Origin of the sequence: Amycolatopsis sp. WAC 04169, from assembly GCF_003947535.1 — a bacterium.
GTDB classification, from domain to species: domain Bacteria; phylum Actinomycetota; class Actinomycetes; order Mycobacteriales; family Pseudonocardiaceae; genus Amycolatopsis; species Amycolatopsis keratiniphila.
The window spans coordinates 635863-647814 of sequence record NZ_QHJI01000006.1 but is presented as its reverse complement, the minus strand read 5'-3'; the positions used below and the strand labels follow the sequence as shown (position 1 = coordinate 647814).

The 11952-nt window shown below is 68.1% G+C and carries 12 protein-coding genes; 8 read left to right on the top strand and 4 right to left on the bottom strand.

The window, feature by feature from the left end; translation table 11 throughout:
- Positions 1 to 182: 182 nt before the first annotated feature.
- The 3 genes from DMC61_RS18930 to DMC61_RS18920 all read left to right on the top strand — a co-directional run bounded on the left by DMC61_RS18930 (position 183) and on the right by DMC61_RS18920 (position 2944).
- A complete protein-coding gene (locus DMC61_RS18930) occupies positions 183 to 698 on the top strand; it encodes a lytic polysaccharide monooxygenase auxiliary activity family 9 protein (protein WP_016331699.1) in 516 nt (171 codons plus the stop codon).
- Positions 699 to 775: 77 nt separating this feature from the next.
- A complete protein-coding gene (locus DMC61_RS18925) occupies positions 776 to 1717 on the top strand; it encodes a DNA polymerase domain-containing protein (protein WP_125690395.1) in 942 nt (313 codons plus the stop codon).
- 72 nt (positions 1718 to 1789) lie between these two features.
- Positions 1790 to 2944, top strand: coding sequence for a 4-hydroxybenzoate 3-monooxygenase (locus DMC61_RS18920; RefSeq protein WP_125690394.1), 1155 nt, complete (start codon positions 1790 to 1792; stop codon positions 2942 to 2944).
- 146 nt (positions 2945 to 3090) lie between these two features.
- Here DMC61_RS18920 and DMC61_RS18915 read toward each other — a convergent pair whose 3' ends face one another.
- The 3 genes from DMC61_RS18915 to DMC61_RS18905 form a co-directional block, all read right to left on the bottom strand.
- A complete protein-coding gene (locus tag DMC61_RS18915; protein WP_125690393.1) occupies positions 3091 to 3717 on the bottom strand; it encodes an AAA family ATPase in 627 nt (208 codons plus the stop codon).
- A 55-nt stretch (positions 3718 to 3772) separates the two neighbouring features.
- Entirely contained in the window at positions 3773 to 4438 is a 666-nt protein-coding gene (locus DMC61_RS18910) for a DUF998 domain-containing protein (RefSeq protein ID WP_125690392.1), read from the bottom strand.
- An 81-nt stretch (positions 4439 to 4519) separates the two neighbouring features.
- Complete coding sequence (locus DMC61_RS18905) at positions 4520 to 5671, bottom strand: beta-ketoacyl synthase N-terminal-like domain-containing protein (RefSeq protein WP_125690391.1); 1152 nt, start codon at positions 5669 to 5671, stop codon at positions 4520 to 4522.
- Positions 5672 to 5805: 134 nt separating this feature from the next.
- Here DMC61_RS18905 and DMC61_RS18900 point away from each other — a divergent pair, with 134 nt between their 5' ends.
- The 4 genes from DMC61_RS18900 (at position 5806) to DMC61_RS18885 (ending at position 10198) form a co-directional block, all read left to right on the top strand.
- Positions 5806 to 8382 carry an EAL domain-containing protein gene (locus tag DMC61_RS18900; RefSeq protein WP_125690390.1) on the top strand — a complete coding sequence of 859 codons (2577 nt, stop codon included), beginning with the start codon at positions 5806 to 5808 and terminating at the stop codon, positions 8380 to 8382.
- Between the two features lie 99 nt (positions 8383 to 8481).
- On the top strand, positions 8482 to 9048 hold the full coding sequence (locus DMC61_RS18895; protein WP_125690389.1) for a hypothetical protein: 567 nt from the start codon (positions 8482 to 8484) through the stop codon (positions 9046 to 9048).
- Between the two features lie 222 nt (positions 9049 to 9270).
- A complete protein-coding gene (locus DMC61_RS18890; RefSeq protein ID WP_125690388.1) occupies positions 9271 to 9834 on the top strand; it encodes a TetR/AcrR family transcriptional regulator in 564 nt (187 codons plus the stop codon).
- A 1-nt stretch (position 9835) separates the two neighbouring features.
- Positions 9836 to 10198: a tautomerase family protein gene (locus DMC61_RS18885; RefSeq protein WP_125690387.1), complete on the top strand. Its 363-nt coding sequence runs from the start codon at positions 9836 to 9838 to the stop codon at positions 10196 to 10198.
- Here DMC61_RS18885 and DMC61_RS18880 read toward each other — a convergent pair whose 3' ends face one another.
- Positions 10199 to 10894, bottom strand: coding sequence for a CDP-alcohol phosphatidyltransferase family protein (locus DMC61_RS18880; protein ID WP_125690386.1), 696 nt, complete (start codon positions 10892 to 10894; stop codon positions 10199 to 10201). It abuts the gene before it with no gap.
- Positions 10895 to 10954: 60 nt separating this feature from the next.
- Here DMC61_RS18880 and DMC61_RS18875 point away from each other — a divergent pair, with 60 nt between their 5' ends.
- Positions 10955 to 11935 (top strand): zinc-binding alcohol dehydrogenase, encoded by a 981-nt coding sequence (locus tag DMC61_RS18875; protein WP_125690385.1) that lies wholly within the window; start codon positions 10955 to 10957, stop codon positions 11933 to 11935.
- Positions 11936 to 11952: the final 17 nt, after the last annotated feature.

Below are 11952 nucleotides of genomic sequence, written 5' to 3'. Positions count from 1 at the left end.
TTCACGACTCCAAGTGGCCGGTTGGTTACTCTTGACCGAGTCGTCTGAACCAATTATGGTCTAGACCACATTCGCCCGCTCGGCGCTTCGGCGGATGGGTCCCAACCTTCATTGGTATTTCGCTCGCTGTGACCCAGGAATCTCGAGTCCGCGGTGGGTGTAGAGATGGGAAAGGGGTAGGCATGAGCTTCAAACGACGGCTTTTGACCCTGGCGGCCGGTGCGGCCATGGTGCCGGCGGCCCTGGTCGCGATCCCGGCGGGCACCGCCAGCGCGCACGGTTACGTTTCCTCGCCTGCGAGCAGGCAGGCACAATGCGCTCAGAACACCGTTTCCTGTGGCTCCATCAAATGGGAGCCGCAAAGTGTCGAAGGCCCCAAGGGTCTCATGAGCTGCAACGGCGGTGTCGGCCGTTTCGCGGACCTCAACGATGACAGCAAGGGCTGGAAGGTGCATTCCCTCGGCCGTACCACCACGTTCCGGTGGACGCTGACGGCTCGCCACCGCACCAGCACCTGGGAGTACTTCGTCGACGGTGCCAAGGTCGCCAGCTTCAACGACGGCGGCGCGCAGCCGGGCGCCACGGTCACCCACAGCGTGAACCTGCAGCAGAGCGGGCGCCACAAGATCCTCGCCCGCTGGAACGTCTACGACACGGCGAACGCGTTCTACGCCTGCATCGACGCCAACATCAGCTAGGTAGCAGGGCTCGTGAGCGGTAATGACGGCCAGAACCGTCATTACCGCTCACGAGGCTTTTGTGTCAGGCTCGTCCCATGTGCGAACGGGACGGCGTCAAGCTGACCAATCTCGACCAGCCCTTGTTCGAGGGCGCGACCAAACGCGACCTGGTGGATTACCTGGACGCGGTCGCGGACCGCCTCGTTCCCGTGCTGGCGAACAGGCCGCTGTCGGTGATCCGCATCCTGCGCGGCCAAGACCCGTTCATGCAGAAGAACCTGCCCAAGTACACGCCCGACTGGGTGAAGCGGTACGGGATGTGGGCGGAGACCTCGAAACGGCAGGTGTCGTACGCGCTCTGCGACGACCGCCGCACGCTGCTGTGGTTCGCGAACCAGCGCGCCGTCGAATACCACCCGACGCTGATGACCGCGGACGTCGACGCGGGGCCCACTCATCTCGTGCTCGATCTGGATCCGCCCGCCGGTGACGATTTCGCGCATGTCGTGAAGGCCGCCGTGCTGGTGCGCCAGGCACTCGCCGAATCCGGGCTCGTCGGAACGGTGAAGACCAGTGGTTCCAAGGGAGTGCACATCTTCGTCCCGCTGGTGCCGGGCCAAGGTTTCGAAGATGTCTTCGCCGCGACCCGCGCGCTCGCGGCCCGTGCGGAGCGGCTCGATCCGTCGGTCGCGACGACCGCGTACATCGTGGAAGACCGCGAAGGCAAGGTGTACCTCGATTCGACGCGGGCGGGCGGCAACACGGTCGCGGCGGCGTACAGTCCGCGGCTGCGGCCGGGGCTGACGGTGTCGTTCCCGGTGTCCTGGGACGACCTCGAAAACGTGGTGCCCGCCGATTTCACCGTGCACACGGCGCCCGATCTGCTGGGCGGCAAGGATCCCTGGGCGGAGTCGATGCCGGAACCGCAGACCTTGCCCACCGACCTCGTCGAGGAGGGGCACACGATCCCGATCGCCCGGGTGGTGGCGATGCACGAAGGGAAACGCCGGGCGCGGGCGCGCGACCGGAAGGACTGAACACCCACGGCGGCACGCCGTTTTGTGTACCTTGGACCGCGCTGGGGGCGGGCGAAGGTACTGGGGGCTTTCGTGGGAAAGATCGATGCCGACGTGGTGATCGTGGGGGCCGGTCCGGCGGGGCTCGTGCTGGGGAACCTGTTGCGGGCCGCCGGGATCGACTGCCTGATCCTCGAACGGCAAAGCCGTGAACATGTCGAAAACCGGGCGAGGGCGGGGTTTCTCGCCGCGAACAGTGTCCGCGTGCTCACCGAGAACTGGCTCGCCGCCGGGCTGATCGAGAAGGGCGCGAGGCACGACACCTGCGCCTTCCGCAATGATCAGGCCGAATTCGAGCTCAAGTACGGTGAACTCGGGAACGGTGAGGTGCACACCGTTTACCCGCAACAGTTCCTGGTCACCGATCTGATCGCGGAATTCCTCGCCCGCGGCGGGGAGATCAGGTTCGGCACCGAGGTCTCGTCGGTGTCGGGGATGGACGCGACGGTCATCGCCGATGATCTTCTGTTGCGTGCCAAGTACATCGCCGGCTGCGACGGCAGGCGCGGGATCTCGCTGAGATCCGTCCCCGCGCGGGTCTTCCGGCGGGATCACGACATCTCGTGGCTCGCGATCCTCGCCGAGGCGCCGCCGAGCATGTCCGCGATCGGTTACGCGATCCACGAACGCGGATTCGCCGGGCATATGGCGAGGACGCCGACGGTGACGCGTTATTACCTCGAAGTCCCGCGTGGTGAGGACCCGGAGGACTGGGGAGACGACCGCATCTGGGACGAACTGCACGTGCGGATGCGCTCCGATCGCTACGGCGAGCTCAAACGAGGCGCCATCATCGAGCGCCGGATCGTGGACATGGCCTCGCGCGTGATGGACACGATCCAGCGAGGGAACCTGTTCCTCGCGGGCGACGCGGCGAGCCTCATCAGTCCCGCCGCCGCGAAGGGCGCGAATCTCGCGTTGATGGAGGCCGAGATCCTCGCGCACGCGTTGATCGCGGCCCACCTCGATGGTGACACGACGGCGCTCGATCGCTACTCCGCCGACTGCTTGCCGCGGATCTGGCGTGCGCAGGAGTTCTCGCTCTGGATGATCAATCTGCTGCACGGCCCGGCGGGCTACGACGACGAGGCCGTCTTCCAGCGGGCGCTGCGGGACGCACGGCTGGAGAGCCTGCGGGTTTCCCGTGCGCACCAAGACTTCTTCGCCGAAAACTACGTGGGTATCTGAACCGGAAACCCGTCGCGTCCGTATTCCGGGAAAGAGGGGATCGCGGAGTGAAAGGACGAACGACGATGCCGGTACGCATCCGCTGGACGCCGTCGAACCCGCACCCGAGCCGACCCGGTCCCGCGGACGAACCCGAGCCGGAACCGCTAGCCCGCGCGGACTGTGTTTGTCGCGGGAAGCTCGACGCGGAGGAGCCGGACGTCGCCTGAGCGGTGTCTCCCCGGCTCCTCCTCGGTGACGAAGCGCAGCGCACCGGTGACCTCGCGGGTCACCATCCGCGCGCTGTGCCAGCCCGCCGGGACCCAGCCCTCACGCAGGGCACGGCGTACCTTCTCGGCCCTTTTGACGTGGCGGGCGAACGAATGCCGCCGGATGACCCGCCCGCGCGCGACTTGGCCCGCGCGGGCGTCCTCCGGCGCCACGTCGAGCCACAGCAACCGCACCGGGCGGCGGCTCAGCAGGCCGAGCAGGGCCAGCAGGCCGCGGGTGGTGGCCCGGGTCGACGGTTCGTGCACGACGAGCGGGCCACCGTGCGCCAGCGCGGTCCGCACGACCCGCGCGCGATGCCAGCCGTGGACCAGCGGCCGGTAGATCCGGTACGGCAGCGCGGGCGGCAACCGTTCGCGCAGCCGTGCGCGGACCTGGTCGGAATCGAGCACCGGTAGCGCGCCGGTCGCCGCTCGGGACAGCAGGGTGGTCTTGCCCGCCCCGGGAATTCCCGCCACCACCAGCAGGTCGCGACGGCCGAGCCGGAGTGCGATGCGATCGGTCATACGGCCTCAACGACCCGGCCGATGACAAAGGTTCCTTTACCCGGATCGGCACAGGTCAAGCGGTCACGCGCGTTCCGGGCAGCACGGTCTTGTCCGGCAGCAGCGTCCCGCCCTTGGTGAGCCACGCGACACCGAACGCGAGGATCGCCACCGACTCCAGCCACAGCGCCGGGTAGAAGTCCCTCGTCAGCTCGTCGAACACCAGGCCGCAGAGCACGATCAACGCCAGGCACACCAGCATGATCACGCCCGACGCGACGTACAGCCGGTTCCGTTCGGGTTTGCGTGGGCCGGGGATCTCCTTGTCCGACTTGGTGAACAGCACGATGCAGAAGAACGCCAAGGTGAGGAAGAAGACCGCGGCGAAGCCGAGGTGCAGCAGCCCGACGATCTCGTCCGTGCGGTCGCCGTTCGCCGGAGTCGTGGGGAAGAGCGCCACCCCGACCGCGGCCACCGCCGCGATGTTCCCGGCGATGTCGTCGACCCGGCCGTAACCCCGGTAGGACAACAGGAAGACGCCGATGGCGCACATGACGCCGACCCAGACGTCACGCATCCCCGAGTAGTAGTAACCGCTGATCGAGTTGAGCAGGCCGCCACCGTCGACGACCATCTTCCCGAAGACCAGCACGAAAGGCAGTCCGATCCCGAGGAAACCGATGGCGCGCCGCAAGAACAGGTAGTTGTGGACGAGGTTGTCGGATGCCGTTCGCGCGCTCATGGTCGCCTCCGTGCTCAGTGCTTGTCGCCATATGATGACAGCTCGTGACGACGGAGAGACCGTGTGTTATCGAATTGCTCGCTAGGCGTTCTCCAACACGACAGCCGCGACGTAACCGCCCATCCCGATCGACGTCTTGACGGTGAGCCCGCCTTCCGGCCGGGAGGGTCCGTCCATCAGCTGCGGATGCCCGTCCGCCACCGGTTTCGGCGCCGGCACCAGATCCCGCTCGGCCGCGAGGCAGATGGCCGCGATCTCGGTCAGCGCGCTGCCCGACTGGCTGTGCCCGGTCAGCGGTTTGATCGAGTAGATCCCGGTCTCGCGCGGGAAGACCGCTTCGAGGATCTGGGATTCCGTGCGGTGGCAGAGTTTCGTGCCCGTCCCGTGCGCGTTGAGGTAGCGGACGTCCGACGGTGCGGCGGCCGCGTTCTCCAGCGCGCTGGTCACCGCCTCGATCGCGCTCGTCGAATCGGGGTCGAGCGCCATCGCGTTGTGCGCTTCATGCGTCATCGCGCCGCCTCGCAGCGTCGCGTACGAATCGGTCTTCCGCTGGGTCAGCACCACCGCGACCGCGGCCTCGGAGAAGGTGAAACCCTTTGTGCCCTCTTGGAAAGGGCGGCAGGCTTCGAGCGGAGGCACGTCGGTGATCGCCACTCCGCAGTGCACGAAGTTGCGCACCATCGGCCTGGTCGCGGAGAGATCGGTGGTGACCACGACGACGTCGTCGGCCATGTCCGCGTCCAGCCACATCTTCGCGGTGAGCACGGCGGCGCTCCCGGTGGCGCACATCGCGGACGTGGCCATCGAGGGGCCGTGGAAACCGAACTCCGACATCAGCGTGGCGATCGGGGTCGAGGGCATCATGCCGATGAACTCGCGCCGGTACATGAGCTGTTCGCCGAGTTCGGTGAGCCGGTCCCAGGTGCGCAGGTCCTCACGGACGCCGCCGGAGATGACCCCGACCCGGCGGCCCGGTGTCCAGCCCCGCGAGCCGGCGTCTTCGATCGCCTCCCGTGCCGCGGCGAGCAGGGCGCGCGCGTGCAGACTGCCGTCCCTCGCCTTGCCGCCCTCGGGGACGTGCGCGACCCAGCCGGGCAGATCGGGGGTTTCCCCGAAGCCGTCGGTGAATTGGGCGCAGGGGACGCCGCTCGCCAGGCCCTCCCACAGTGCTTCGCGCCCCCAGCCGTAGGCGGTTACGGCGCCGATGCCGCAGATGTCTGTTTTGCTCCGCACGTGTTTCCCTTCAACTACATTCAGTCAACGCTGGGGTGGAATAGCCGCACCGATCAGCTGTCCGGGGAGGACGGCTACGTCGATTTAGTGATCTAATCGGAAGCTACATCAGTCGAGTAGGGGGTTTGGATCAGATGGATCCTGACGATCTCGACGGTGGGACTCCCGACACCCACCGGCCCTCGGATCAGGATTCCTCGCCAGCGAACGGCACCGCGACCCGCACGGTGGGAAAACCCGGGCGGCACGCGTCGCTCGTCCGTCTGCTGACCGAGTTGTCCGCCGAGAGGGATCGGCGCGGCGAACCCGCGCTCGCTTTTCTCGGCCAGGGGTACCGCCTTTTGGAGCAAAATTCCGACAGCGGCACTTTGGGAACGCAATATCTCACGATGGTGGAGGCGAGCCCTTACGGGATCTGTGTCCATCAACGGGGCAAAGTCGTCTTCGTGAACTCGGCCACCATGCGCTTCGTCGGCGCGAAGGTGTCGACCGAGATCATCGGGATGCACATCACGGACCTGGTCGACGAGGGCTCGCAGGACGCGCTGCTGGCGCGGATCGGTTCGCTGGCCTCGCCCGGCTCGTTCAGCGAACCGACCGAGATGACCCTGCGGACCCTGCAAGGCCGCAGCGTCGACGTCGAATCCCAGGCGGTGCTCACCACGTGGGAGGGCAAACCCGCGTACCAGGTGATCATGCGCGACCTGACCACGCAGAAGGCGGCCGAGGCCGGGCTGCGGTTCCAGGCGGCGCTGGTCGGCCACGCGAGCGACGCGATCATCGCGACCTCGCCCGACGGGCTGGTGACGAGCTGGAACCCGGCGGCGGAGGCCGTCTACGGGCACGACCTCGACCAGGTCATCGGGGTTCCGGTGGCCGAGGTGGTCGGCGCGCCGATGAGCCCGCGGGAGGTCGTCGCGGCCGGCGGTGTCGTGCAGGCGACGCACTACAGCGCCGACGGCACGGCGCTGGCGGTGCGCGTCTCCGCGGCCGAGATGTTCGACGGGTACGTGCTGCTGTGCGCCGACGAGACCGCGCAGCGCCGGGCCGAGGCCGAATTCGCCACCGTCGTCGAGACGCTCGACGAGGGAGTGCTGCTGGTGGGCCCCGGCGGGCGGATCGAGCTGGCGAACTCCGCCGCGCACCGGATCGCCGGGGTGCCGCCGGGTTCCCTGGTCGGCCTGGAGAGCCGGACGCTGCGGCTGCACGACGAGCACGGTGGCCCGGTGCCCGTCGACGATCTGCCGTCCGCGCGGGTGCGCCGGTCCGGAAAGGTCGAGACCGGACGGGTCGTGCAGGTGCGGCGGCGCGACGGCGCGCATCGGTGGCTTTCGCTGACCTCCGGTCCGCTGATGGCGCCGGGCCAGAGCGTGCCCTCGGTGCTGACGTCCTTCGCCGACATCACCGACCGGCGCGCGATCAGCGAGCGGCTGGCCTATGAGGCCACCCACGACCCGCTGACCAGGCTCGCGAACCGAACGCTCGCGCTGAACCACCTGCGCCGGACGATCGCCGACCCGGCGGCCACGACCACGGTGATGTTCATCGACCTCGACAAGTTCAAGATCATCAACGATTCGCTCGGTCATACCGTCGGCGACCAGGTGCTGCGCATCATCGGCGACCGGCTGCGGGCCGCCGCCGGGCCTTCGGACCTGGTCGGACGGCTCGGCGGGGACGAGTTCCTGGTCATCACCACCGGTTATACCGAAGCCGCCGAGGTGCGGGCGCTGGCCGATCATCTCCAGCGGCGGCTCGCCGAATCGCTCACCGTGCACGGCCGGGAACTGCATATCAATACGAGCATTGGAATAGTGATCGCCGAACCGGGCGATCGGCGCACGGCCGACGAATTGCTGGAAGACGCCGATTTGGCGATGTATCAGGCGAAAACTTTCGGCCCCGGCCGATACGCTTTCTATGCGCCGATCATGCGGAAACGAGTACGAGACCGTTTCGCGCTGGAACAGGATCTGCGGAACGCCGTGGCGGAAGGCCTGGTCGAGACCGTTTATCAGCCCGTCGTCGATTTGCGGACCGGGCGGACGGTCGCGGTGAAGGCGAAGTCCTGTTGGAACCATCCCGTTCGCGGGCCGATCGATCCGGCGGAATTGGCCGAGCTCGCCGACGACGGCGATCTTTTGACGGTCATCGGGGCGGAGGTTCTCGCCAAGGCCGCCTGCGAGATCTCTCGATGGCGTGCCGATCATGGTGTGCACTGTAATGTGAATGTGAGCCTTTCGGTCCGCCAACTGGGCGATCCCACGTTGCTGCAAGTGGTTCAGACCACACTTGAGGACGCCGGCCTCGGGCCGCAGGACCTGAGCCTCGACGTCGACGAGACGGCGCTGAAGGACGCGGCCGACGCCGTCGACGCGCTGCGGAAGACCGGGGTGCGGGTGACCGCGGAACGGTTCGGCGCCGGATATTCCTCGCTCGCCCAGCTGTGCGGGCTCGATCTGAACGTGATCGAGATCGACCGGTCGTTCGTCGCCGATCTCGGGCGGTCGAGCGACGCCGAACCGATCGTCGCCGGGATCATGGCGATGGCGCACGCCGTCGACCTCGTCGTCGTCGCGGAAGGGGTCGAGACCGCGCGGCAACTGGAGGTGCTGCACGAACTCGGCTGCGACTGGGCGAAGGGGCCTCTGGTGGCTCCGCCGGGCCGGGTCGAAGACCTGAAGTCTGCGTACGAACACGTAGTGCGGTGAACCGGACGCTCGCCGCGTACGTGGTCTGGGATGCGGGACCAAAGCCTCCTGTCGTGACGGCTCTTCCCGGCGCAGGCTTACCGGTGAAGGAGGTCCGTCGTGTCGCTCGTGCACCTGTGGCGCCGGATCCACCTCGGCCGGAGCTGGGATCGGATCGAGGCGGCGATTTTGGTCGCCTGCGTCCTGATCGCGCTGCTCGGTGTGCCGCTGGCCGCGGCGGCGGGCTCGGAGGCCTACGCGACCATGATGGCGCGCTCGGCTCTTGAGACGGCTTCGCGTCACTCGACGACCGCGTTCCTTCTCGAAGACGCTCCGCCGGCGCGGATCGGTGTCGATGGGACGCCCTCGATGGAGACGGCTTCGGTGGCGGCGCGGTGGGCGTTGCCGGATGGTCGGTTTCAGGAGGCTGCCGTGAGTGTCGATCTCGGCGCTTCGGCGGGGGACGCGGTGACCGTGTGGCTCGACGAGTCCGGTGCCGTGGTCGAGCCGCCGGTGATGCCGTCGGACGCGGCCAGTACGGGGATCGGGGTCGGCGTCGGTGTGTGGCTGAGCGCGGTGACGCTGCTGGTGGCGGGGTATCTGCTCGCCCGGCACCTGCTGAACCGGGCGCGGTGGGCGGCCTGGGACCGGGAGTGGGAGCGGTTCGGGCAAGACTCGCGTTCTTGATCCTTTGGGTGCGTTTAGTCCTCTAAATTCGCGGTCCGTGAAGGCCTCCTTGAGGGACCCTGGGTCCCTCAAGGAGGCCTTCACGGACTTGGGGAGCGTTTAGTCCTCTAAATGCGGAAAAGTGGGCGCTGACCTGCGGGGAAGCGTCAAAGTGGTAGCAAAGGTCCCTTGCTCCCAAGCGCCTCGCTTGTCTCTGTACCTACTAGTATGTACGGTCAGCACGTGGACAAGAGGGAAAAGCTCATCGAGAGCACTCGCGAGCTTCTGTGGGAGCGCGGGTACGTCGGCACCAGCCCGAAGGCGATCCAGGAACGTTCCGGCGCCGGCCAGGGCAGCATGTACCACCACTTCCAGGGCAAGTCCGAACTCGCGCTCGCCGCCGGCGGCCGGATCACCGGCGATCTGCGCGTCAAAGCGGAGGCCGAGTTCTCCGGGCCCGGTTCGGTCGTCGAGCGCATCACCGTCTACCTGCGCCGCGAGCGCGATGTGCTCAAGGGCTGTCCGGTCGGCAGGCTCGCCCAGGATCCCGACGTGATGGCCGACCCGGAGCTGCGCAAGCCGGTCGAGGAGTACTTCGGCTGGCTCACCGGCCGTCTCGCCGAGCTGCTCGACGAGGGCCGCGCGGCCGGCGAGCTCGACCAGGCGCTGGACCCGCTCGCCACGGCGACCGCGCTCGTCGCGGCGCTGCAGGGCGGGTACATCCTCGCCCGCGCCGCCGGTTCCCCGGACGTGTTCGCGAAAGCCGTCGAAGGCGCCCTCGGCCTGCTCACCACCAAGGAGACCTGAAATGCCCTTCGTCCGTATCGACACCATCGGGACCGAGAAGCTCGAAGCCCTCGGCAACGCCGTCCACGACGCGCTGGTCGAGACGCTCGGCATCCCGGCCGACGACCGCTTCCAGGTCCTCAACGGCCAGAACATCCTGAAATACGACGACTACCTGGGGATCCACCGCGACGAGGGGGTCGTGTTCGTCACGATCACCATGCGGCAGGGCCGCACCGACGAGCAGAAGAAGTCGCTCTACCGGCGGATCGCGGAGCTCGCCGAGGAGTACGCGGGGACCGAGCCGCGGAACGTGCTCGTCACGATCACCGAGAACAATCCCATCGACTGGTCGATCGGCAACGGCGAAGCGCAGTACGCGTGATCACGCGGGCGCCGCGGTGAAGGCGTGCTGCTCCAGCAGCCACCACGTGTCGCGCCCGAACGACCAGGTCAGCAGTGCCAGCGCGCCCAGCGTGACCACGAAACCGGCCCAGAGCGGCAGGATCGTCGAGGCCGCCACGACCAGCACGATGCCCTGGACCGCCGCGACCGTCTTGCGCGCCATGCTCGGCGGAAGCGGCGTGTTCAGCCACGGCCACAGCCTGCTCGCGGCGACGAAGACGTAACGCATCGCGCCGATCGTGAGCACCCACGGCCCCAGCGACTGCGCGACGACCACGCTCAGGATCAGGATCAGATACGCGTCGACCTCCATGTCGAACCGCGCGCCCAGCGGCGACGCCGTCCCGGTGCGGCGGGCGACCTGGCCGTCGACGGCGTCCAGGGCGAGCGCGACCGACGCGATGACGACCATCGCGACGATCTCGCGGCCCGCGGTGTCGACGACGAGCGCGGTGACGCAGCCGACCAGCCCCGAGCGGGCGAGCGTGACGGCGTCGGCGGGGCCCAGGGAGCGCGCGGTGCTCCGGTTCAGGCCGTAGGTCAGGAATCCGCCCACGGCGAGGCCGTAGGCCGCTCCGGCGAGCCAGCCCAGCGGGCCCAGCCCGGTGACGGCGTCCAGCGTCCCCAGCAGCGCCAGCTGGACGAGGACCCCCAGGAAAACTCCGGGGTTGATCACGAGGCCTCCTCGTTATGGTGGCGGTGACCCCGCTTCCAGGGTCCGACATGAGAGGACACGATGGAACGCGCCTTCTGGTTCAGTGGTTTTGGCGACGGTGAGCTCCGGCCCGTCACGCTCCCTCCGGTCGGCGACGACGAAGTGCTGGTCCGCACCCTGTACACGGGCGTGAGCCGCGGCACCGAGACGCTCGTCTTCCGCGGCGAGGTCCCACCGAGTCAACGTGCGGCCATGCGCGCGCCGTTCCAGGAAGGCGATTTCCCCGGTCCCGTGAAGTACGGGTACCTCAATGTCGGCGTGGTCGAACGCGGTCCGGAGGACCTCGCCGGGCGGGTCGTCTTCTGCCTTTATCCACATCAGACGCGCTTCGTCGTCCCGGCGTCCGCCGTCACGCCGGTGCCGCGCGAGGTCCCGCCGGAGCGCGCGATCCTCGCGGGGACGGTCGAGACAGCGGTCAACGCCGTCTGGGACGCGTCGCCGAAAATCGGCGACCGGATCGCCCAGCAGCGCGCCGGGATGGTCGGCAGCAGCGTCGCGAAACTGCTGGCCGGTTTCCCCGGGGCCAGGGTGCAGCTGATCGACGTCGACCCGGAGCGCGCGAAGGTCGCCGAAGCGCTCGGTGTCGACTTCTCGACACCCGAGGACGCCCTCGGCGACTGCGACCTCGTCGTGCACGCCAGCGCGAGCGAAGCGGGCCTCGCCCGGTCGCTGGAGCTGCTCGCGCCGGAAGGCGAGGTCATCGAGCTGAGCTGGTACGGCGACCGGAGCATCAGCGTCCCGCTCGGCGAGAACTTCCACTCACGACGGCTCGCGATCCGCAGCAGCCAGGTCGGCATGGTCTCGCCGTCCCGACGGCTGAACCGGACCTACGCCGACCGCTTGGCGCTCGCGCTGCGTCTTCTCGCCGATCCGGGATTCGAAGTGCTGGTCAGCGGGGAATGTCAGTTCCGTGAACTACCGGACGTCTTGCCGCGTCTGGCCGCGAATGAACCAGGAACGCTCTGCCTCCGTGTCACCTATCAGATGGAGGACACGCGTTAAGGGTGCGACCCGGGAGG

Coding starts and splice junctions, on each gene's coding strand:
- DMC61_RS18915 (WP_125690393.1), bottom strand. CDS start 3,717: ATGACCGATCGCATCGCACTCCGGCTCGGCCGTCGCGACCTGCTGGTG.
- DMC61_RS18925 (WP_125690395.1), top strand. CDS start 776: ATGTGCGAACGGGACGGCGTCAAGCTGACCAATCTCGACCAGCCCTTG.
- DMC61_RS18875 (WP_125690385.1), top strand. CDS start 10,955: ATGGAACGCGCCTTCTGGTTCAGTGGTTTTGGCGACGGTGAGCTCCGG.
- DMC61_RS18910 (WP_125690392.1), bottom strand. CDS start 4,438: ATGAGCGCGCGAACGGCATCCGACAACCTCGTCCACAACTACCTGTTC.
- DMC61_RS18885 (WP_125690387.1), top strand. CDS start 9,836: ATGCCCTTCGTCCGTATCGACACCATCGGGACCGAGAAGCTCGAAGCC.
- DMC61_RS18930 (WP_016331699.1), top strand. CDS start 183: ATGAGCTTCAAACGACGGCTTTTGACCCTGGCGGCCGGTGCGGCCATG.
- DMC61_RS18900 (WP_125690390.1), top strand. CDS start 5,806: ATGGATCCTGACGATCTCGACGGTGGGACTCCCGACACCCACCGGCCC.